The sequence below is a fragment of the Rhodococcus sp. ACS1 genome (assembly GCF_002300155.1).
Lineage (GTDB): Bacteria > Actinomycetota > Actinomycetes > Mycobacteriales > Mycobacteriaceae > Rhodococcus_F > Rhodococcus_F koreensis.
Genome location: NZ_NSDZ01000005.1, coordinates 420,111 through 440,782, shown reverse-complemented (window position 1 = coordinate 440,782; position 20,672 = coordinate 420,111). Strand labels below are relative to the sequence as shown.

Sequence of the window (20,672 nt, the reverse complement as noted above, 5' to 3'; positions counted from 1 at the left end):
GCCGTGACGCTGATCAAGATCAAACCGGGATTGAAGCACCACCATACACGGCGGTGAACTTCCGATTTACCAGGCGCCTTCGTCCAACCTCGTGTCCCCCGCCTTCCGGCCGGGGTCGGTGTCCGTGTCGCTCTGACCTGGAATAAGTTACGCGAAGGGAAACGAGAACACCAAATCGCCAGGTCAACGTCGCTATTCGGCCGATTCAGGGCACCCAGTACTTGGCAGCCAGCTCCTCGATCACCAGATCTCCCTCCGATGCCTGTTCCAACGTCGCGAGGTCGGAGTCGATGGAGACCAATCGTGGGTCGTCCCCCTCCGCCTCCTGGACCGGGTGCCCCCCGTCCTCGGCCAGCTGACGCAACAGCTTCTCGCGCACCCGGTCCTTCAGCGAATCGCTCATATCGAAATCATGGTCGTGCGGCGATGGGTTGTCGAGAGTGCAACACGATCACTCCTCGGTCTCGTCCGGCGCCTTCACGTTGTCGCTCTTGCCGAAGACTCGCAGCGCGGTCGGAATGAGGACGATCAGCGCGCCCAGGATCGCGATCAACGAAAAGACCTGCATTGCCATCTGTGAACCGACTCTCTGTTTCGTGCCCGCGGCGACCAGGTGTCAGACCGGCGCGAGCCAGCTTCCCCAAGATGTGTTCCTGGTGACGGTAAACGCCGCAAGCACAATGAGCACACCCACTGTCACTCGCGGTCCCACCACGAAGACGCGGTCGCGTCGTCCTTGCCAGCGGTGACGTGCCCAGCCGATCCAGGCGAAAACCATGACCGCGATGAACGGGACGATCAGAACATTGCCGGCGACGGCCGCGCCGAGGTCGAGGTTGGTCAGGTCGTGCACTGCCCGCAGCCCGCCACAGGCCGGGCACCACCACCCGGTCAGGGCGTAGACGGGACAGAAACCGTACGAACCCGGTTGATGCGGATCCCGGAAGTGGAGGACGGCGGTCGCGACCACGGCGCCGGCGGCGACAGCGGCGGGTGCTCCGAGTGCACGCAGACCGACCGCCCGCGTCGCCGGAGTTCCACTCTGGGTGTCCACCCGTCCAGTCTTCCCGATTCTTCCGGTCTGCGGTGGATCGGACCCCGGAGACGACTCTGGCCCTTCCCGACTGATCGGGAAGGGCCAGAGGACCGCTGAGCTGCCTGAGAGAATCGAACTCTCGACCTTTTCATTACGAGTGAAATGCTCTACCGACTGAGCTAAGGCAGCGGTGCCTTTCGGCGGTGGCGAGTCTAGCGCCTCAACCCCGAGTATGCGAAAACGGCTCCCTGAACGCGTCGCCGAGACTGGCCACCATGGCGTCGACAGCCCACTGCGGTTTGACGTTGACGGTGATCGCCTCGCGGCACTCCAGGACGGCTTCGATGCACTTCAGAAGGCCTTCCGGGGTTGTTCGCGACGCGAGGTCGGCGGCTCGATCGGCCATGTCCGGGTGATTCGCGGCGGCGTTCGACTTCCACGCGACGGCGAGCGCGTCGCGGTAGAGACCGGCCAGATCGATCAGTGCGCGGTCGAGTGCGTCGCGGCCCGTGCGGGTGGCCCGGGACTTCTGGCGCTTCTCGAGATCCTTCAGCACGCCTGCCGAACCACGGAGGGCTCCGGCCGCACCCTTACCGGTACCGCCCGCGCCCAGAGCGGTGCGCAACTCTTCGGTCTCCTGCTCGTCCCGAGCGGCGCTCATCTCCTTCGCCTCCGCGTCGGCGGAACGCACAAGTTCCTCCGCTGCGGCGAACGCGGTGGCCGGCCGCAGCGCCGCGACCGCCAGATCGAGCGCGTCCTTCCGACGCACCTTGGCGTTCAGATCCGTCGCGAGACGCCGGGCGCGCCCGACGTGGCCGCCGCTGATCGAGGCCGCCAGTTGCGCGTCTTCGGGGGCCAGGCCGTCCCGCTCGCGCAGGACCTTGGCGATGGAGTCGGCCGAAGGCGTCACGAGATGGATGTGCCGGCAGCGCGACCGCAGCGTCACGGAGATGTCCTGCGGGTCGACGGACGGCGCGCACAGCAGGAACACGGTGCGGTCCGGTGGCTCCTCCACCACTTTCAGGAGCGCGTTGGCCGCACCCTCGGTGAGCCGGTCCGCGTCCTCGACGACGACAATCTGCCAGCGCCCGGTACTGGGACGGCGGGCGGCGGTCTGCACGATGGCGCGCATCTCCTTGACGCTGATGCTCAGGCCCTCGGGGACGACCTGCCGGACGTCGCCGTGGGTGCCGGCCATCGCGGTGGTGCAGGCGTGGCAGGCGCCGCAGCCGGGTGTGCCGTCGCTCGTGCACTGCAGGGCGGCGGCGAAACACTGCGCCGCCACCGACCTACCCGAGCCGGGCGGGCCGGTGAACAGCCACGAATGCGTCATCGCGGAGCCCATCTCGCCGACTCCACGACGGGCGGCAGTCGCCGCGGCCGTCAGCTCGGACTCGACGTCCTCCTGGCCCACCAACCGGTCGAATACCGTCATCGCGCCAGCCTAACCGGCACGTGCGACATCCCTACCGGCCCGCGGTACCGGCTCACGCCTTCTTGTCCGCGGCCTTCGTCGAGGCGGCCTTCTTGGCGGGTGCCTTCTTGGCGGCGGTCTTTTTCGCAGCCTTCTTGGCGGGCGCCTTCTTCGCAGCGGCCTTCTTCTTGACGGGGCCGCGGGCACGCCGATCCGCGAGCAGTTCCGAAGCGCGAGCGTCGGTGATGGACTCCACCTCGTCGCCCTTGCGGAGGCTGGCGTTGGTTTCACCGTCCGTGACGTACGGTCCGAACCGGCCGTCCTTGATCACCATCGGCTTCTCGCTGACCGAGTCGACGCCCAGCTCACGCAGCGGCGGTGTGGCGGCGGCCTGACGTCCGCGACGTTTCGGTTCCGCGTAGATCTTCAGCGCCTCGTCGAGGGTCACCGTGAACATCTGGTCCTCGTTGGCGAGGGACCGCGAGTCCGTGCCCTTCTTCAGGTACGGGCCGTAGCGGCCGTTCTGCGCGGTGATCTCCTCCTTCGACTCCGGATCGACACCCACCACACGCGGCAGCGACAGCAGCTTGAGGGCGTCGTCGAGGGTCACCGTCGCCAGGTCCATGGACTTGAGCAGCGAGCCCGTCCGCGGCTTCGGGCCGGTGGCCTTCTTCGCCGCCTTCTTCGCGGGTGCCTTCTTGGCAGCAGCGGTCTTCGTCTTGGTCGTCCCGTCGGCCGATTCGTCGGGCACCGGCACCACGGCCGGCTCGGGCTCCGGTTCCGGCTCGGGCAGGATCTCGGTGACGTACGGGCCGAAGCGGCCCTCCTTCGCGACGATCTCGTGCCCGGTCAGCGGGTCGACGCCCAGCTTGCGACCCTCCTGCGGCGTCGAGAACAGCTTCTCCGCGTACTCCGGTGTCAACTCGTCCGGCGGAAGGTCGTCGGGCAGGTTGGCGCGCTGGGAGATGAGGTCGCCCTCGGGGTCGTCCGGGTTCTGGACCATCCGTTCGAGATACGGACCGAACCGTCCGACGCGGACGTGCACTTCCCGCCCCTCGGCGTCGTCGAAGAGCCGGATCGAGTTGACCTCGCGGGCGTCGATCTCTTCGAGGTTGACGCCGACCATCTTCTTCAGGCCGCCCTCACGGGCCACCGAACCCTCGGCTCCGTGATCGCCGCCGAAGTAGAAACTGCTGAGCCAGTTGCCTCGCTGTTCGCGACCACCGGCGATCGCGTCGAGGTCGTCTTCCATCCCGGCGGTGAAGTCGAAATCGACCAACCGTCCGAAGTGCATCTCGAGAAGGCCGATGACGGCGAACGCCACCCAGGACGGGACCAGCGCGCTGCCGCGCTTATAGACGTATCCGCGATCGAGGATGGTCTTGATGATCGACGAATACGTGGACGGGCGGCCGATGCCCAGCTCTTCGAGGGTCTTGATCAGGCTCGCCTCGGTGTACCGGGCGGGTGGGTTGGTGGTGTGGCCGTCGGGGTCGAGTTTGGTGGCGGTGACCGCCTGGCCCTCGACGAGCACCGGCAGACGGGACTCGGCGTCGTCGGACTGGCCGCCGGCCTCCTCGTCGACGCTCTCCACGTAGGCCTTCAGGAAGCCGGCGAACGTGATGGTGCGGCCCGACGACGAGAACGTGCACTCCTCGCCGGTGCCCGCGGTTCCGGTGATCCGCAGCGTCAGCGTCGTGCCCCGTGCGTCGGCCATCTGCGACGCGACGGTGCGCTGCCAGATCAGCTCGTACAGACGGAACTCGTCGGTGTCGAGGCGCGAATGCAGCTGACCGGGGGTCTGGAACACGTCGCCGGCGGGGCGGATCGCCTCGTGTGCCTCCTGCGCGTTCTTGACCTTGCGGGTGTACTGCCGCGGAGTGTCGTGCACATACTCGGCCCCGTACAACTCGGTGGCCTGCGCCCGGGCGGCAGCGATCGCCGACGACGACAGCGTCGTCGAGTCGGTACGCATGTAGGTGATGTAGCCGTTCTCGTACAGCCGCTGCGCGATGCGCATGGTCCGCTCGGACGTGAACCGCAGCTTGCGGCCCGCCTCCTGCTGCAGCGTCGACGTCATGAACGGTGCATAGGGCTTGCGGGTGTACGGCTTGCTCTCCGCGGAGGAGACGGTGAGATCGACACCCGCGAGGGACTCGGCCAGGCGCTGCGCCCGCGCCTCGTCCAGAACCGTGACGGTGCTCGTCTTCAGCTGTCCGTCCGAACCGAAGTCGCGGCCGGAGGCCACCCGGGACCCGTCGACGGTCACCAGACGCGCCCCGAAACTGCGGGGGCTGGCGTCCGCGCCGGCGTCGAGAGTGGCGGAGATGTCCCAGTAGGAGGCCGAGCGGAACGCCATCCGCTCGCGTTCGCGCTGCACGATGACGCGGGTCGCGACGGACTGCACGCGGCCTGCCGACAGCCGCGGCATGACCTTCTTCCACAGCACGGGGCTGACCTCGTAGCCGTACAGACGGTCGAGGATGCGGCGGGTCTCCTGCGCGTCGACCAGGTCGGTGTCGAGCTCGCGGGTGTCCTCGGCCGCCGCGCGGATGGCCGGCTCGGTGATCTCGTGGAAGACCATCCGGCGAACCGGGATCTTCGGCTTGAGCGTCTCGAGGAGGTGCCAGGCGATCGCTTCGCCCTCGCGGTCGGGGTCGGTGGCGAGGAAGAGTTCGTCGGCGTCCTTGAGGAGGCTCTTCAGCTCCGTGACCTTGGACTTCTTCTCCGGGCTGACCACGTAGAGAGGTTCGAAGTCCTGGTCGACGTTGACGCCGAGCCGCGCCCACGGCTCACCTTTGTACTTGGCCGGGACGTCGGCGGCTCCTCGCGGAAGGTCGCGGATGTGGCCGACCGACGCCTCGACGACATAGTTCTTTCCGAGGTACGGGGCGATCTTGCGGGCCTTGGTCGGCGACTCGACGATCACGAGGCGGCGAGGCTGGCCGGACGCTCCCGCCGCACCCTGTGCACTGCCGTTGTCCCCTTTAGCCACGTGAAGCCCGAGCCTTCCTGAAGTCGATCGCTGCCACTCGACAGTTGTGCAGACAAACCCTTTTATACCCGGTTCGCCTATTACTAGAGTGACATACCCGGAACCCATCCTCGCAGATCAGTACCGTCTACGCGGCCCTACACGTGGGGCCAACCGGTACGGTCGTCCACATTTCCGGGAGCCTCGCCGATGCTCTCGACGAGTCTGCCGAGCCTACGCCGACCCGAGATCCGGAGACCCGGACCGGACCCACGGGTGCCGATCAGCGTCGGCGCGATGCCCGACCGCATCAAGGCCTGGGCCAACGGCGCGTGGGTATCCGGGGCGTGCGGATCGAGTCCGAGGACGAACCGTTCGCCCTCCGCTTCACCCCTACCCGACGCCAGCGCCCACACCCTCAGCTGACGCCCCGACGGCACCCAGCCGGAGGGCACCGCCTTGACCGCTCCCCTCGTCCACTGGTCCGCGAGAGGCCGCAGGTCGACGACGGACGCGGTGCGGACCAGGGGACTACCTTCGTCGCTCCGCGTGATCTCGACCTCGAGTCCGGCCTGCGCGATCAGCTCCGCGATCGCCTCCGCCCGCCACTGCGCGTCGACCACGATGGAGATGCGCGCCCGCCCGCCGGACGTGACCACCTGGCCCGTCGCCGCGAGAAGACCACACAGATCGGTGATCGCCGGCGGCATCGCCTCCGCAGAGAAGAAGGAGAGCTGGCTCACTGAAGTACCCCCTTTTGCCACGGCACCGTTGCCGTGAAAACGACTCGTCCCCCACCGCCTCAGGCGATGGGGGACGAATCAGACGCGGCCACGAGGACCCCGCCTATCTGATTTACGTGTTCACGAACGTGAACGGCAGAATCAGACTGCGCGAACGCCGGTTGCCTGGGGACCCTTGGTGCCCTGGCCGACCTCGAACTCCACGCGCTGGTTCTCCTCGAGGGTGCGGAAGCCGCTGCCCTGGATCTCGGAGTAGTGAACGAAGACGTCAGCGGAGCCGTCTTCGGGTGCGATGAAGCCGAAGCCCTTTTCCGCGTTGAACCACTTCACAGTGCCCTGTGCCATGCTTTTCCTTCTCTTTCTAACCACCGGATTCGGCGGACAGCACATACAGTCCGCCGGGCCGGTTCCGACCGCTGTACTTCTAGATTTCCCCCTCAGGAAAAGCAGAGCACCGCGTTCGCAACATCGATCCTGCGAACGTTCACTCTTTCAAGCCTACGAACACAGAAGCTGCGACCAGTTGTAGTCAACCATGAACTCCGGGAACGCAACAGTCGAAATCCGAACAATTCACACAAAAAGTTGATCTTGTAGCGAACAGGCACGGAACTGGGCATTAGCGACGGCGTCGCGACACCCCGGGCGACAGGCCCGAAGGGGCACTCGTTATCATCAAATGCGCAGGTCGTGGCGGTGTGGAAGCTACTCGCCCGTCCCTACGACAGCCCGGAGACTTCAGTGAGCACACCGTTTTCACCCCGTGACGACAGTGGAAATACGGGCGAAACATACGGCCGAACACTGCTGAACCGAGTCCTCGAGGGTGTTCCCCGGGACGAAAAACCGCTCACTTTCGCCGCAGAAATGCCCGCCCGGACTTCCCAGCTGTCGGAATGGCCGGCCTGGGCGCACCCCAGCGTCGTCCGGGCCATGCAGGAGAACGGGATCGCCCGTCCCTGGACTCATCAGGCCGCTGCCGCCGACCTGGCGCATCACGGGACGAACGTCGTGGTGTCCACCGGCACCGCTTCGGGTAAATCCCTCGCCTACCAGCTTCCGGTACTCACCACTCTGGCAACGGATCCGCGGGCGACCGCGCTCTACCTCTCGCCGACCAAGGCGCTGGGAGCGGACCAGCTCCGGGCGGTGACGGCCCTCATCGACTCCGAGGTCCTGGACGCCGGGGACGACCTGCGCGGTGCGTGCCCGTGTGTGTTCGACGGCGACACCCCCCTCGAGGTGCGGCACTGGGCCCGGGAGAACTCGCGGTGGCTCTTCACGAACCCCGACATGCTGCACATCTCGCTTCTCCGGACCCATCAGCGATGGGCGCACTTCTTCCGCAATCTGGCGTACGTGGTGATCGACGAATGCCACTCCTACCGTGGCGTCTTCGGTTCGAACGTCGCGCTCGTGCTGCGGCGGCTGCGGCGCATCGCGGCGCGGTACGGCGCCGACCCCGTCTTCGTCCTCGCGTCCGCCACCACAGCCGACCCCGGGGCGGCGGCGTCGAGGCTGATCGGGGCGCCCTGCGCCGAGATCGTGGAAGACGGTTCGCCGCACGGTCCCCGGACCGTCGCACTGTGGGAACCCCCGCTCATGCGGGAGGTCACCGGGGAGAACGGGAGCCCCGTCAGGCGGCCCGCCGGCTCCGAGGCCGCCCGCATCATGGCCGATCTGATGGTCGAAGGCGCCCGCACGCTGACGTTCGTGCGCTCCCGCCGGGGCGCCGAGCTGACCGCGATGGCGACCAAACGCCTACTCGGGGAGATCGATCCCGAACTCGCGTCGCGCGTCGCGTCGTACCGGGCCGGTTACCTGGCCGAGGACCGGCGTGAACTCGAGACAGCCCTCGCCGACGGCACCCTGCTGGGGGCGGCGACGACGAATGCGCTGGAACTGGGCGTCGACATCGCCGGCCTCGACGCCGTCGTGGTCGCCGGGTTCCCCGGGACGGTGGCGTCGTTCTGGCAGCAGGGCGGCCGGTCCGGCCGGCGCGGCGAAGGCTCGCTCGTCGTGCTGGTCGCGCGCGACGACCCGCTCGACACGTACCTCGTCCATCATCCGTCCGCGCTGCTCGACAAGCCCGTCGAGGCCACCGTCACCGACCCGAGCAATCCGTACGTTCTCGGCCCGCAGTTGCTCTGCGCGGCAATGGAACTACCACTGTCCGACGCGGAGGCCGAAGCGTTCGGGGCGCTCGACGTGCTCGCGAAGCTGTCGGAGCAGGGCCTGATCCGACGGCGCGCACACGGCTGGTTCGTCACCGCCGGCACAAATCCTCATGGCGCAGTGGATATCCGGGGTGGAATCGGTACCCAGGTTGCGATTGTCGTGTCGGAATCCGGACGCATGCTCGGGACCGTCGACACCGGCCGCGCTCCCGCCACAGCGCACCCCGGTGCCGTCCACATCCATCAGGGCGAGTCGTACGTCGTCGACGAACTCGACCTCGACCAGGGCCTCGCCCTGGTCCACGCCGAGGACCCCGACTGGACGACGTCGGCCCGCGAAACCACCGAGATCACCGTCACCTCGGTGCTCGAGCAGAAGCAGTTCGGCGATGTCGAAGTCGCGCTCGTCGAGGTCGAGGTGACCCATCAGGTGATCGGGTACCTGCGGCGACTGTCGTCCGGCGAAATCCTCGATGCCGTCGAACTGGACATGCCGAAGCACACCCTCCCCACCCGCGCGGTGATGTACACGGTCACCCCGGAACTCCTGCTGCAGGCGGGTGTTCCGGCGGAACGCGTGCCCGGGGCACTCCACGCGGCGGAACATGCGGCGATCGGGCTCCTGCCGCTCGTCGCGGTGTGCGATCGAGGCGACATCGGCGGCGTCTCCACGGCGTTGCACGCCGACACCGGACTTCCCACCGTGTTCGTCTACGACGGTCACGCCGGTGGCGCCGGATTCGCCGACCGGGGGCACGCCGAACTCACCCGCTGGCTCGGCGCGACCCGCGAAGCGATCCGCTCGTGCGAATGCGCGTCCGGGTGCCCGTCCTGCGTGTACTCGCCGAAGTGCGGAAACGGCAACGATCCCCTGGACAAGGACGGGGCGATCCAGGTCCTCTCCGCGGTGCTGGACTCGCTCGGCTGAGATACCGCCTTCCGATCAGCGCAGATACAACCGCACCGTGTCGATCACATCGCGGAGCAGGTGAATCTCCTCGCCGGTCGGCGGCGCGGTGACCGTGAGATCGTCGGCGACCTTCAACTCCCAGCCGGTCTGCGCCCGCACGTCGTCGACGGTGACCCCCTCGTGCACGCTGACCAACTCGAGTTCGTCGAACGGGCCCTGCCGCGACAGCACGCCGAGGTTCGTGAACACCTTCGTCACCCCGCGGCCGCGAGGAGCGATCCCGTCACCCGCCGCCCGGGCCCGGACCGGGCTCGGCGACGTGCAGAAGTCGAGTTCCGCGGGGAAGGCGCTCGGATCGTGTCGCCGCATCACCACGAAGATCTCGCCGGCGTTGGGCATGATTTCCACGGCACCACCGGCACCGGGCAATCGGACCGTCGGCCTGTCCCAGTCGCCGATGATGCTGGTGTTGAGGCTGCCGTACCTGTCGATCTGGGCCGCACCGAGAAACCCGACGTCGACGTTGCCGCCCTGCAGCACGTACCCGAACAACGCCGACATCGACACCACCGACTCCGCACCCGACACGACCACCGAGTCTGCGATGCCCTCGGCCATCGCGCTGGGATGGGCGCCGCACACACCCGATTCGTAGATCAGTTCGACATCCGGGTTGCTGGTCCGCTTGGCCAGGTCGACGGCGAGCGTCGGCAGGCCGACGCCGGCGAAGACACGCCTCTTGCCTGCGAGTTCGCGGGCGGCAACGGACACGATGACCTCGGTCGCCGAGATCCCTCCGACTCGTGCTGTGGTCATTTTCTGCTCCCGTAGTCGACTGGTTCGGACAATCGAGGCGCGACGGCGAGGTCGTCCCAGTAGTCGCCGCCGAGTTTGTCCAGGTACTCCTCGTGATTCGCGGTGCCGTGCACCCATTCCTTCAGCCACGCCTGCAGGAGTCCCGAGTCCTTGCTGATAGCGGTCCAGCGCCGGTAGAACGCGCAGTCCCGGTCGTAGTAGCCCTGCACGTACGAGGGATGCGCCCCACGCGGACAGACGACGACGGCGTCGACGGCGTGGGAGGGGATCAACGTGCGGTTGGGGTCGGAGCGGACGACCTCGTCGTCGACGATCTCCTCGACGACCACGATCGCCTTCCTCGCGGCGTAGACCGCCTCCTGCTGGACCCCGGAGATCCCCCAGATCTGCACATTGCCGTGGCGGTCCGCGCGCTGCGCGTGAACGATGGTGACGTCCGGGTTCAGCGGCGGCACGACGTAGACGGTGCCCTCCCCGTAGGGGTCGTCGACCAGTCGAATTCGGGGATTGAGCCGCGGAAGGTCGCTTCCGGCGTAGGACCGTAGCGGAAAGAACGGCAGACCGGCGGCGCCCGCCTGATAGCGGCAGACCATTCCGTAGTGGCTGTACTCCTCGACCTCGAGCGGCACCGGATCGTGACGCTCGATGCGTCGTCGCAACTCGTGCAGGGACCCGGCCGAGCCGCTCGCGAAGAACGACGCCACGAGCTTGGTGACGCAGCCGGCGGCCACGAGTTGATCCGACACGATGTCCGGCGTCATCCGGCACAGCGTCAGGTTCTGGCGCTGCTGCCGGATGATCTCGTGCGCAGCCGCGAACGAGATGAGATGCGAGAAGCCCTCGAGGCACACGGTCATGCCGTCTTCGACGTACGTCTCGATGGCGTCCGCCATACTGACCACTTTGCTCATTGCCATGCCCTTCTCCGGACCGGCCGGGGGTCGCTTCGGGAACCTTCCCACCGGACTACCGCCGTCGCGCTCAATAGTGTTGACAGTTCTATTGCTCGAACTGCAATAGTTCTGGTGTGGAGATTTCTCAGATCACTGCCTTTCTCGCGGTCGCCGAGGAGTTGCACTTCGGCAGGGCCGCACAGCGCCTGCACTCGGCTCAGCCGCCGCTGAGCAGAACCATTCGGCAACTGGAGAAGCAGCTCGGGGCAACCCTGTTCGACCGGAACACGCGGAACGTCCGCCTCACCTCCGCCGGCGAGGCACTGCTCGGCCCGGCGCGCGAGGTCCTGGACGCCTGCCGGCTCGCGGAGATCGCCGTTGCCGCCGCCGGGCGCGGCCAGGTCGGCCGGGTGCGCATCGGCTTCTCCGGCGTCTCGTCCCATCTGCTCATCGGACGGTGGGCGAAACTCGTCCGGCACACTCATCCGGGAATCGAATTCGTTTTGAACAGTTCCGCTTTCGCGAGCGAGGCACTGAACAAACTCCTCGACGGAACCCTCGATATCGGCCTGGGCCGGTGGATCTTCACCCCACCCGGCATCGCGTCCCGCGTCATCCTCAACGAGGACTTCGTGGTGGCCATGACCGTCGACCACCCGCTCGCGGGCAGGGACGGCGTCCGGATCGAGGAGCTCGCGACCGAGCCCTGGGTGGCGCTGCCCGCCGATCCCGGATCCGCGCTGCGCGACTCCCTGCAGAGGGCCGCCCACGACGCCGGTTTCACGCCCCGGATCGTGCAGAGTGCGCCGGACTCGATGTCGTTGATGGCGTTGGTGTCCGCGGAGGTCGGCTGCGCGTTGACCGTCTCCTCCGTCGTCGAGAACGTCAACAACCCGGATGTCGTGTTCCTCCCGCTGATCGGAGGTCCCAGCACCCTGCAGTTGCGGATCGCGTGGCGTGCGGACGACGACAGCGCCGCGTTGCGGGAAGTCCTCAGGCTGTCCGAAGAGGCGTTGCCGACTCCGGAATGACTGCCCACTCCGGAATGACACCGCGCGGTCAGGAGTGGGCTGTCGCATGTGCCTGCCCTGCGCTCGGAGTGCCGTCCGCCTCGTCGTCTTCCTCGACGTCGAGTTGCAGTTCGTCGGCGTCGGATTGCTCCGCCGTCGACAACCGGCGCGCGTCGAATCCGGTCCGGTTCAATAGCAGGAGCGTGCAGACCAGCGACACGGCGGCGTAGCCGGCCGACACGAAGGCGACACCGACGATGTTGCCGGACGAGTTGAGCATCCACTGCGCCAGCACCGGTGTGCCGCCGCCGACGATCAGCGAACACAGCTGGTAGGCCGCCGACAAGCCGGTGTAGCGGATGTTGGCGGGGAAGGCACGCGCGAGCACACCGGCGATGGCGCCGTAGAACATCGAATGCGGAATGGTTGCGAGGCACATCATGACCACGGCGACGGCGAAGTTCTCGGTCCGGATCGCGAAGAACATCGCCGGCATCAGGACGAACTCGGGAATTACCATGATGCACATGGCTTTCCGCATATCGATCCGGGAGACCAGGACGGCGCCGAACGGCTGCACGATGAACTGCACCACGAGGGCGATCGCGATGGCACCGAGGAACGTGCCACGGTCGTAGCCGAGTTCGCTGGTGGCCCACGACAACGCAAAGGTGTTCTTGAAGTACGTCACCTGCGCCAGGGGCAGCGCGCCCGCACCGAGCAGGACGAGGACCCAATGCTTGCGCAACACCTCACCGATCGGCAGTGCGACGGTCTTCTTGCGCTTCAGCACGGTCTTCATGGCGTCCGACTCTTCGAGTTTGAGGCGGATGATCATGCCGACGATCACCAGGACCGCGGAGATCAGGAACGGGATTCGCCAGCCGTACAGCACGAATTCCGGGGTGGGCATCGCGGAGAGCAGGAAGAACGCCATCGTGGCCAGAAGGTTTCCGGCGGGCGACCCCTGCTGCGCGAACGCGGAGTACAGAATTCCCTTGCCCTTGGGTGCGTTCTCACTGGCGATCAGGACGGCCCCGCCCCACTCGCCACCCACGGCCACGCCCTGAACGACGCGGAGGAAGACCAGTGCGACAGGCGCCCACACCCCGATCTGTGCGTAGGAGGGCAGGAGGCCGATCCCGACCGTGGCGGTCCCCATCATCACGAGCGTGATGACGAGGGTGGTCTTCCGGCCGATCTTGTCGCCGAGGTGCCCGAAGACGATGCCACCGATCGGTCGGGCGAGGAACCCGGCCCACAGCGTGACGAACGCGAGCAGGGTGCCCATGCCTGCGGGCAGGGTGTCGGAGAAGAACACCTGACCGAAGACCAGGGCGGACGCGGTGCCGTAGATGTAGAAGTCGTACCACTCGATCGTGGTGCCGATGAACGAGGCGATGCCCGCTCTCCGTGCTTTCGTCTCGGCCTCGGTCCGCTGCGGTGGTGCCGTGGTCATGTAGTGCCCTCTCTCGCCAAGGGGAGTGGTGTGAATGGAAACCAGCTCGCTTCAGTGAGACTCGCATCACAGGATCCATGCCGTCCAATACTTCTCCGGCCGGGGATTATTACCGATCTGGTCATAATCCGGGAAACCCCGCGCACGCTGGAGCGATGGGCGTCACCAGTGCCGCCCCGCCGTCGACGTCACTCCGCGGGGCCCGCCCTCGCCACCGCCCGGGCGTCCCGGACCCCCGGCACGGACAGCAGCACCGGCGCGGTGACCGCGACCTCCACGTCCCAGTCGTCGACCTCACAGGACACGACCTCGGTGTGCATCCGCCCCGCGACCTCCCGCGCCGCGTCGCACGCCGCGGCGGTGCCGCGGTCCAGACCGACGGCCGCGGCGAGAGCGGCCAGATCCGCGGCCGACTGCGCCCGGTGCCGCACCGCCACCGCCGAACCGACGTGCACCAGCATCGCCGTGACCACCACCAAGGCCGCGAGCGCACAACACGCCAGCACCGTCGCGGCACCGCGGTCGTCGGAGATCCCCGCACTCACCGGCTTCCCCCACTCCACCCCGGCACCGTGGGTTCGAGAGCGGCCACCGCCTCCGCGGAGATGTTCACCAGCGGAAGAAGTGGGCTGTGTGCCCGCACGGTCGCGACGACGAACTCCCCCTCGGTCCGTACCGACACCTCGGCGCCGCCCGGGGCCACCCCCTCCGCCGCGGAGATCGCCGACTCGTGGTCTCCGCGGGCGGCGAGCCGGGCGGCCTCGCGCGCCGAATCGACACACCGGACGTGCAGCGTCACCGCGGTGATCGCGCCGACACACAGCACGACCACCGCGACGATCGACGCGATCGCAATCGCCGCCTCCACCGTGACGCCGCCTGCCTCCGACCGGCGCAGGTTCTCGGCGGACCTCATCACACCGCGGTGTTCAGCGCTTTGTCGATGATGTTGGTCAACGCCGTGACGATGCTGTCGCCGGTGACGACCGAATACAGGACGGCCCCGAACGCCGCGGCCGCGATGGTGCCGATGGCGTACTCGGCGGTCGACATGCCGTCCTCGTCCGTCGCGAGCAGCGCGAGGTGCGCCGTCAGTGCCCGCACTGCCGCCAGAGACCGGATTCCGTGTTTCATGGTGTTCCCCCTTCAGAGTGTCCGGCGCAGCGGTTCTGCGCCGGAAGTGTCTGCGTGTCACAGCAACCCGCCGTCCAGCACGCGCGAGGCGAGCCCCACGACGACCGGGATGATCCCGAGGCAGATGAACGCCGGCAGGAAGCACAACCCGAGCGGACCGCTGATGAGCACACCCGCTCGTTCGGCCGATGCCGCCGCCAGATGCTCGACCTGGGTTCGGCCGTCGGCGGCGAGTTCCGTCATCGAACCGGCGAGCGACGAACCCGATGCCGCCGACCGTCGCGCCATCCGAGCGAGCGATTCGGTGGCCGGGTCCGACGCCGCCGCCTCCCACGCGGTCGCCGCGTCGGCCCCCAGCGCGAGTAGGTCTGCGGCGCGGCGGAGCGATTCCGACAGCGGCGCCGGCGCGGACCGCGACACGGCCAGCGCCGCGGTCGCGACCGGCAACCCTGCGCGCAGGCACGCTGCCAGCAGGTCGAAGGCGGCGGCGGTCGCGAGCGGGTCCTCGCGGCGCGCGGGGTCGTCCGCCGTGGCCACCGCATCGCCCGGACCGCCGGTGTCGCCGCGCAGTCGCTGCACCGGTGATCTGGGTGCGGGGAGAACCAACACGGCGCAGGCGAGGAGAAGTACCGCGCCCCAGATCATCCCGTCACCCGCCCGGTGATCCGGTCGGTCCACAGCAGTCCCGCGCACACCAATCCCGCACCGAGCAGCAGCAGGATGCCGCCCACCCCGCCGCCGAACAGCACCGCCAGCGGGGACGCCCCCATCATCTGACCCAGACCGACACCCAGGAGCGGCAGCCCGGCCAGCACGGTCGCCGTCGCCCTCGCTCCGGCGAGGGACGCCTCGGTCCGCTGACGGAAGCGACTGCGCCCCAGGAGGTCCGTCCGCGCCGCCTCGAGCAGTTCCGCCAGCGCGAGACCGTGCGCGTCGGCCACCGCCCAGATGTCGGCGATCCGCCCCAACTCGGTGCCGACACGGGAGTCCGCGATCCGGAACCCGTCGGCGGCGGATCCCCCGAGCCGCGAGCGCGCCGAAGCGGCCCGGAACGCCGCCGACACACTGCCCACCGATTCGTCGGCCGCGGTCTGACATGCCGCGGCGGGATGCGCGCCCACCCGAAGTTCCGCCGTTACCACCTCGAGGCCCGCCAGCACGACGCGCAGATCGGCGTCCTTCGCCTTCGCCGACCGACGTCGCACCGACCTGAACCGCACTGTCGCACAGACGATCACCGACGCCAGAACCGCGCAGATCCCGCCGAGTTCGTACACGACCGGAGCGCAGACGACCGCCGCCGGAACCGCCCAGGGCAGACGCATCCGCCGCCCGGAACCTCCCCGCCCGGTCACCGCGAGCAAGCGCGGACGCGACCGCGCGGACGGCACCGCCAGTACCGCACACGCAAGCACCACCAGACCTGCGATCACGACGCCTCCCGAGGAGAAGCCGACCGTTCCCGCCGAGAACACCAGAGGCGGAGCCGGTCCACCGCCGGCCCCTCCCCCCTGTCGTGACTCCAGGCGGGAACGATCGTGACGCGTCCGTGCTCGTCGCGAGTGACGACACCGATCTGCGTCAACTGCCGCGCTCCACTCGACGACCGGTGGACGTGCAGGATCACCTGCACGGCCGCGGCCAGCTGACTGTGCAGCGCCGCGCGGTCCATTCCGCCCAGTGCCGCAAGCGCTTCGAGCCGGGCGGGCACCTCCTCTGGCGAGTTGGCGTGCACCGTCCCGGCGCCGCCGTCGTGCCCCGTGTTGAGCGCCGTCAGCAGGTCGACCACCTCCGCGCCGCGCACCTCGCCCACGACGATCCGATCGGGTCGCATACGGAGGGACTGACGGACGAGGTCCCGGACGGTCACCTCGCCCACGCCCTCGACGTTGGGTGCCCGGGCCACCAGCCTGACCACGTGCGGGTGCGTCGGCGCCAACTCTGCGGCGTCCTCCACGCACACGATCCGTTCCGCCGGGTCCACCGCACCCAGCAACGCGGCCAGCAGCGTGGTCTTCCCCGCCCCGGTGCCGCCGGTGACGAGGAAGGCGAGGCGTGCGTGCACGATCTTCACCAGCAGATCGTGGGCCGCCTCGGTCACGGCGCCGCCCGCGACGAGCGCACCCAGCCCCTGGGTGGCCGGGCGCAGCACCCGCAGCGACAGGCAGGTGCCGCCCTGAGCGACGGGCGCCAGTACGGCATGAAGCCGTACACCGAACGAGCCGTTTCCGACGTCCCGCAGCCTTCCGTCGACCCACGGCTGGGCGTCGTCGAGGCGGCGGCCGGCAGACAGCGCGAGTCGCTGGGCGAGTCGGCGCACGGCTGCTTCGTCCGTGAACCGGACCGCTGCGCGCTCGAGTCCGCGGCCGCGGTCCACCCACACCCGGTCCGGCGCCGTGACGAGCACGTCCGCGACACCAGGCTCCGTCAGCAGCGACTCGAGCGGGCCTGCGCCCGTGAGTTCGGTCATGAGCACCCGCAACGCACCGAGCAGGTCGGTGTCGCCGAGCACGCCGCCGGACTCGGTCCGGATGGCCGCGGCAACCGTCGCGGGTGTCGGCTCGCCGGACGTGTGCGCGAGGCGTTCGCGCACCCGGTCGAGGAGGTCGGGGGTGACGAGGGAACTCATGCCGCCCACTCCCGTGTGCGCGGTCTGCTGCCGACGGTGTCGAGGACCGCCTCGGCCGCGGCGCCCAGCGGGGAGCGCCGCCCCGGCCGCAGACCGCCGTGTTCAAGCATTCCGGTAAGCGCGCGCTCGGCGCGCATCGACGCGATCAGCGGCAGGTTGAGGACCTCCGCCACGTCTGCCCCGCGAAGCCCGCCAGGTGCCGGGCCACGGACCACGAGTCCCTGATTGGGATTCCGTTCGGTGATCCACTGCGACACCTTCCCCGCGGCGATGCAGGCCCGGACGGTCGCGGGCACGACGAGAACCACGAGGTCGGCGAGTTCGAGGACGGCCTCCGTGACCGGACCCGGGAACCGCGACACGTCGCACACGACCAGTTCGCCGGCGTGACGCCCGGCGTCGGTGACGGCGCGGACCGCGGCCGCCGTCGGTCCCGCGCCGTGCCCGGTCCTGCTGCAGGCGAGGACCCGCAGGTGCTCGCCTCGAGCGGGCAGCGCGTCCCGGAGCGCGCCCGAAGAGATCCGGCCGCCTTCGATCGACAGTCCCGACCACCGCAGTCCGGGCACGTCCTCGATGCCCAGCAGCACGTCGAGCCCGGATCCCCACGAGTCGGTGTCGAGCAGCAGTGTGAGCTGCGACCGCGCCGCCGCGGTGAGGGCGGTCGCCGCCGCCAGGGTGGAGGCGCCGGCTCCGCCGCACCCGCCGACCACGGCGACGACGGTTCCGTCCGCTTCGGGCCGCTGGGGTTGCTCGCCGAGAACGGCGACCAGGGCCGACTCGTCGTCGGGCACGGCCAGCACGTGTTCGGCACCGACCGCTGTCGCGATCCGCCACTCGTCGATGCCCGGCGGCCCGTCGCACAGCAGCACGACCCGCCGCCGGCGTGGAAGCCGGTTGCGGCACGCGGCGGCGGCACGCGCGTCGAGCACGACGATCGGCGCGCTGCCCCAGGCGTGCCGGGCGTCGGCGACGTCGGTCTCGTTCAGCGTCCGGTCGGCCGCTGCCGCCACGCGCCTGATGCTGTGCAGCAGCGCCGGATCGTCTACCAGAACCAGCACTTCGCCACCGTCATGTGCGTCCATGCAGCGAGCGTGCCCGCTGCCGGAGACCGCGGAAAGGTGCCCTTTGCGAATTGTGGACAACTTCGGGGCTGGGGATAAGAACTGGTACTACCGCACCAATTTCTAGAGAGCAGAGAGCGAAGGATGGCAGAGCGCCCACAAACAGAGGACGACCCTCGCCAGGGGGGGAGGAGGCGAGGGTCGTCAGTGTTCAGCCCCGGGGGGTCGGGCTGAACATCGTCCGGATCAAATCCGGACATCAGCAATACTACACCTCCCCAGATCAGTATTTGCAAGTTCAACTGTTCAAATGTTTTACGGTGTCGGAGATACCGAACGCCCCTGTTCCGGGCCGTTGCACGGAACGCGCACCCCGGGCCGAAGTCCGCATATCCTTGGAAATTGTGACCGCGAAGCCACAGAGAAGTGCCAAGACAGGTCGACACACCGAGACGGGTCGGGTTGCCGCATTCTTCGACCTCGACAAGACGATCATCGCGAAATCCAGCACCCTCGCGTTCAGCAGACCGTTCTTCGACCAGGGCCTGATCAATCGACGGTCCGTCCTCAAGAGCAGTTACGCGCAGTTCCTGTTCCTGCTGTCGGGCGCGGACCACGATCAGATGGAGCGGATGCGCGCCTACCTCACGAGCATGTGCGCGGGCTGGAACGTGGAGCAGGTCCGGTCCGTCGTCGCCGAGACCCTCCACGACATCGTCGACCCCCTGGTGTTCGCGGAGGCCGCCGACCTCATCGCGGACCACAAGCTGCGGGGTCACGACGTCATCGTCGTCTCGGCGTCGGGCGAGGAGGTGGTGACGCCGATCGCCGAAGCACTCGGGGCGACACGCAGCATGGCCACCCGCATGGCGGTCGCGGACGGGCTCTACACGGGCGAGGTGGAGTTCTACTGCTACGGCGAGGGCAAGGTCGAGGCGATGCGGCAACTGGCCGACGAATACCACTACGACCTGTCGGCATGCTACGCCTACTCCGACTCCGTGACCGACCTGCCGATGCTGACCGCGGTCGGCCACCCGACGGCCGTCAACCCGGACCGGGCGCTCCGGAAGGCCGCGGCCGGAAACGGTTGGCCCATATTGACTTTCTCGAATCCGGTCTCCCTCAGGGCGCGCCTCCAGGCGCCGTCCGCCACCACCCTGGCGACCACCGCCGCGGTGAGCGTCGGGGCCCTGGTGGCGGGCGCATTCACCTATGGAGTGTTGCGCCGCAAGCGCTGACCGCCGCAACCCGCGACACGGTCACAAACCTAATTTGATACTTGCTGTGAGGGGGGTCACGGGGTACAAAGGAGTTACGGAAGAACGGAAGGCCAAGGTCGACCCAGAAGAGAAGGATCGATCTCCCGACCAGGATTCCCAGCACGGGCACTAGGCACCCACGCGAAGCATAAGCCACTATAAGGGCAAAAGCGTTGTGGGCCTGCGAGACTCGAGTCTTCACCGGCAAGGACCCTGCACAGGTTGCAAGGACGACCCGACGATATTCGGACTCTCGCCGAGGCCACCCACACAACCCACCATTGCACGCTTGGTAACCGGTTGTCCGTGCTAACGGGCGGCGAAGTCGACACCAGTCGGCAGCGCCGCCCGTTTCACATGTCGGGAACATGTTGCAGTGCAACGGATTCGAGTTAACTTGCCGCCGCTTCCGCGATGGACGTGGCCTCACGGGCCCCGGCCTCCAGCGCACCGCAGCAGAGGACGACCCAGCTCCCGACCCCGTCCGGCTCGCCCGAGGCGAAGGCCGCTGCCCCGTTGCGGTACGCCTGCTGCCGGCGCAGCCAGCTGACCTCCGGAACCCCGAGATTGTGGGGATCGAGCCCGCTCGACACCGAGACCAGACGGGATGCGGCGCGCGCGACGATGCCGTCGCCCACCCCGAACGGCCTCAGCGTCAACAATTCCCCGTGCACCACAGCCGCCAGAACGGGCGCGGGTGCAGCGGTTCCTCCCGTCACGAGCTGAGCCAGACCGTCCAGCCGCTCCGCGACGCCGGACCCGGCTCGCGGCCTGCCGAGCAATTCCTGATCCTCCACGAGGTCGGCCGCGGCCAGCAGATGCAGCCGGGCAAGGGCCTGCAGGGGCGCCCGCTGCCACGTGGACTGCAGAAGCGTGAGGGCGTCACCGTCGAGAGCCTGCCCGACGCGCAGGGCACCCGACAGGATGGGGTCGCCGGCCTCGCCGGGGGCGGGCAGTTCGGTGCTGCCCCCGTCCAGCGACGCGGAGGCGCGGGCCGCCCGGACCGCCGCCTCGGCCGCCGTGGTCGGCCAGCCGCGCCGGTTGGTCTTGTGCCGGTGAACCGCGCCGAGCGCGTCGCGCGCACGGTCCGCGGCTTCGCGGACACCGGGAAGGTCGACGAGGGGCTGCAACGGGTCGCTCACGTACTGGAACGC

The 20,672-nt window shown here is 68.5% G+C and carries 21 protein-coding genes and 1 tRNA gene; 3 read left to right on the top strand and 19 right to left on the bottom strand.

Features of this window, described 5'->3' with window-relative positions; all coding sequences use genetic code 11:
* Window positions 1-205 precede the first annotated feature (205 nt).
* The 8 genes from CJ179_RS22775 to CJ179_RS22745 form a co-directional block, all read right to left on the bottom strand.
* Entirely contained in the window at window positions 206-403 is a 198-nt protein-coding gene (locus tag CJ179_RS22775; RefSeq protein ID WP_072938013.1) for a hypothetical protein, read from the bottom strand.
* Window positions 404-451: 48 nt separating this feature from the next.
* Window positions 452-574, bottom strand: a complete 123-nt coding sequence (locus CJ179_RS52790) for a hypothetical protein (protein WP_005248443.1) — start codon at window positions 572-574, stop codon at window positions 452-454.
* A gap of 42 nt (window positions 575-616) precedes the next feature.
* Complete coding sequence (locus CJ179_RS22770; RefSeq protein WP_072938015.1) at window positions 617-1,054, bottom strand: DUF2752 domain-containing protein; 438 nt, start codon at window positions 1,052-1,054, stop codon at window positions 617-619.
* A gap of 98 nt (window positions 1,055-1,152) precedes the next feature.
* Window positions 1,153-1,225: transfer RNA gene (locus CJ179_RS22765), tRNA-Thr, on the bottom strand.
* Window positions 1,226-1,256: 31 nt separating this feature from the next.
* A complete protein-coding gene (locus CJ179_RS22760) occupies window positions 1,257-2,471 on the bottom strand; it encodes a DNA polymerase III subunit delta' (RefSeq protein WP_072938016.1) in 1,215 nt (404 codons plus the stop codon).
* A 52-nt stretch (window positions 2,472-2,523) separates the two neighbouring features.
* Complete coding sequence (topA, locus tag CJ179_RS22755) at window positions 2,524-5,445, bottom strand: type I DNA topoisomerase (RefSeq protein ID WP_072938018.1); 2,922 nt, start codon at window positions 5,443-5,445, stop codon at window positions 2,524-2,526.
* 137 nt (window positions 5,446-5,582) lie between these two features.
* Window positions 5,583-6,167 carry a hypothetical protein gene (locus CJ179_RS22750; RefSeq protein ID WP_072938019.1) on the bottom strand — a complete coding sequence of 195 codons (585 nt, stop codon included), beginning with the start codon at window positions 6,165-6,167 and terminating at the stop codon, window positions 5,583-5,585.
* Between the two features lie 141 nt (window positions 6,168-6,308).
* Window positions 6,309-6,512: a cold-shock protein gene (locus tag CJ179_RS22745; RefSeq protein WP_005248460.1), complete on the bottom strand. Its 204-nt coding sequence runs from the start codon at window positions 6,510-6,512 to the stop codon at window positions 6,309-6,311.
* 396 nt (window positions 6,513-6,908) lie between these two features.
* On the opposite strand from CJ179_RS22745, the gene CJ179_RS22740 reads away from it, so the two are divergent.
* Window positions 6,909-9,272 (top strand): DEAD/DEAH box helicase, encoded by a 2,364-nt coding sequence (locus tag CJ179_RS22740; RefSeq protein WP_072938101.1) that lies wholly within the window; start codon window positions 6,909-6,911, stop codon window positions 9,270-9,272.
* Window positions 9,273-9,287: 15 nt separating this feature from the next.
* Here CJ179_RS22740 and CJ179_RS22735 read toward each other — a convergent pair whose 3' ends face one another.
* Both CJ179_RS22735 and CJ179_RS22730 read right to left on the bottom strand, forming a co-directional pair.
* Window positions 9,288-10,070 carry a CoA-transferase subunit beta gene (locus CJ179_RS22735; protein ID WP_072938021.1) on the bottom strand — a complete coding sequence of 261 codons (783 nt, stop codon included), beginning with the start codon at window positions 10,068-10,070 and terminating at the stop codon, window positions 9,288-9,290.
* The gene (locus CJ179_RS22730) at window positions 10,067-10,987 is read right to left on the bottom strand and encodes a CoA transferase subunit A (protein ID WP_095862969.1); all 921 of its coding nucleotides are present in this window, start codon (window positions 10,985-10,987) and stop codon (window positions 10,067-10,069) included. The genes CJ179_RS22735 and CJ179_RS22730 overlap by 4 nt, the downstream gene beginning before the upstream one ends.
* 110 nt (window positions 10,988-11,097) lie before the next feature.
* Between CJ179_RS22730 and CJ179_RS22725 the strand changes: the two genes are divergently transcribed.
* Window positions 11,098-11,994: a LysR family transcriptional regulator gene (locus CJ179_RS22725; protein WP_095862968.1), complete on the top strand. Its 897-nt coding sequence runs from the start codon at window positions 11,098-11,100 to the stop codon at window positions 11,992-11,994.
* Between the two features lie 28 nt (window positions 11,995-12,022).
* Here CJ179_RS22725 and CJ179_RS22720 read toward each other — a convergent pair whose 3' ends face one another.
* The 8 genes from CJ179_RS22720 to ssd all read right to left on the bottom strand — a co-directional run bounded on the left by CJ179_RS22720 (window position 12,023) and on the right by ssd (window position 18,277).
* A complete protein-coding gene (locus CJ179_RS22720) occupies window positions 12,023-13,432 on the bottom strand; it encodes an MFS transporter (RefSeq protein WP_095862967.1) in 1,410 nt (469 codons plus the stop codon).
* Between the two features lie 188 nt (window positions 13,433-13,620).
* Window positions 13,621-13,977 carry an Rv3654c family TadE-like protein gene (locus CJ179_RS22715; RefSeq protein WP_072938028.1) on the bottom strand — a complete coding sequence of 119 codons (357 nt, stop codon included), beginning with the start codon at window positions 13,975-13,977 and terminating at the stop codon, window positions 13,621-13,623.
* Entirely contained in the window at window positions 13,974-14,348 is a 375-nt protein-coding gene (locus CJ179_RS22710; protein WP_072938030.1) for a TadE family type IV pilus minor pilin, read from the bottom strand. Before CJ179_RS22710 ends, CJ179_RS22715 begins: the two co-directional genes overlap by 4 nt.
* Window positions 14,348-14,566: a DUF4244 domain-containing protein gene (locus CJ179_RS22705; protein WP_012691430.1), complete on the bottom strand. Its 219-nt coding sequence runs from the start codon at window positions 14,564-14,566 to the stop codon at window positions 14,348-14,350. Before CJ179_RS22705 ends, CJ179_RS22710 begins: the two co-directional genes overlap by 1 nt.
* Before the next feature lie 57 nt (window positions 14,567-14,623).
* On the bottom strand, window positions 14,624-15,211 hold the full coding sequence (locus tag CJ179_RS22700) for a type II secretion system F family protein (RefSeq protein ID WP_095862966.1): 588 nt from the start codon (window positions 15,209-15,211) through the stop codon (window positions 14,624-14,626).
* Window positions 15,208-15,999, bottom strand: a complete 792-nt coding sequence (locus CJ179_RS22695; protein WP_095863579.1) for a type II secretion system F family protein — start codon at window positions 15,997-15,999, stop codon at window positions 15,208-15,210. Before CJ179_RS22695 ends, CJ179_RS22700 begins: the two co-directional genes overlap by 4 nt.
* Window positions 15,996-17,195: a TadA family conjugal transfer-associated ATPase gene (locus CJ179_RS22690; protein WP_072938103.1), complete on the bottom strand. Its 1,200-nt coding sequence runs from the start codon at window positions 17,193-17,195 to the stop codon at window positions 15,996-15,998. Before CJ179_RS22690 ends, CJ179_RS22695 begins: the two co-directional genes overlap by 4 nt.
* Window positions 17,192-18,277: a septum site-determining protein Ssd gene (gene ssd, locus CJ179_RS22685; RefSeq protein WP_095862965.1), complete on the bottom strand. Its 1,086-nt coding sequence runs from the start codon at window positions 18,275-18,277 to the stop codon at window positions 17,192-17,194. Before ssd ends, CJ179_RS22690 begins: the two co-directional genes overlap by 4 nt.
* 383 nt (window positions 18,278-18,660) lie before the next feature.
* Here ssd and CJ179_RS22680 point away from each other — a divergent pair, with 383 nt between their 5' ends.
* Entirely contained in the window at window positions 18,661-19,497 is an 837-nt protein-coding gene (locus CJ179_RS22680; protein WP_072938036.1) for an HAD-IB family hydrolase, read from the top strand.
* 413 nt (window positions 19,498-19,910) lie between these two features.
* On the opposite strand, the gene CJ179_RS22675 is transcribed toward CJ179_RS22680, so the two are convergent.
* Window positions 19,911-20,660 (bottom strand): oxidoreductase, encoded by a 750-nt coding sequence (locus CJ179_RS22675; protein ID WP_072938038.1) that lies wholly within the window; start codon window positions 20,658-20,660, stop codon window positions 19,911-19,913.
* Window positions 20,661-20,672 lie beyond the last annotated feature (12 nt).

Bases quoted from the DNA above. Each gene is read 5' to 3' on its own strand.
- CJ179_RS52790 (WP_005248443.1), bottom strand. From the start codon at position 574: ATGGCAATGCAGGTCTTTTCGTTGATCGCGATCCTGGGCGCGCTGATC.
- CJ179_RS22735 (WP_072938021.1), bottom strand. From the start codon at position 10,070: ATGACCACAGCACGAGTCGGAGGGATCTCGGCGACCGAGGTCATCGTG.
- CJ179_RS22745 (WP_005248460.1), bottom strand. From the start codon at position 6,512: ATGGCACAGGGCACTGTGAAGTGGTTCAACGCGGAAAAGGGCTTCGGC.
- CJ179_RS22720 (WP_095862967.1), bottom strand. From the start codon at position 13,432: ATGACCACGGCACCACCGCAGCGGACCGAGGCCGAGACGAAAGCACGG.
- CJ179_RS22690 (WP_072938103.1), bottom strand. From the start codon at position 17,195: ATGAGTTCCCTCGTCACCCCCGACCTCCTCGACCGGGTGCGCGAACGC.
- CJ179_RS22710 (WP_072938030.1), bottom strand. From the start codon at position 14,348: ATGAGGTCCGCCGAGAACCTGCGCCGGTCGGAGGCAGGCGGCGTCACG.
- CJ179_RS22775 (WP_072938013.1), bottom strand. From the start codon at position 403: ATGAGCGATTCGCTGAAGGACCGGGTGCGCGAGAAGCTGTTGCGTCAG.
- CJ179_RS22700 (WP_095862966.1), bottom strand. From the start codon at position 15,211: ATGATCTGGGGCGCGGTACTTCTCCTCGCCTGCGCCGTGTTGGTTCTC.
- CJ179_RS22760 (WP_072938016.1), bottom strand. From the start codon at position 2,471: ATGACGGTATTCGACCGGTTGGTGGGCCAGGAGGACGTCGAGTCCGAG.
- CJ179_RS22705 (WP_012691430.1), bottom strand. From the start codon at position 14,566: ATGAAACACGGAATCCGGTCTCTGGCGGCAGTGCGGGCACTGACGGCG.
- CJ179_RS22730 (WP_095862969.1), bottom strand. From the start codon at position 10,987: ATGGCAATGAGCAAAGTGGTCAGTATGGCGGACGCCATCGAGACGTAC.
- ssd (WP_095862965.1), bottom strand. From the start codon at position 18,277: ATGGACGCACATGACGGTGGCGAAGTGCTGGTTCTGGTAGACGATCCG.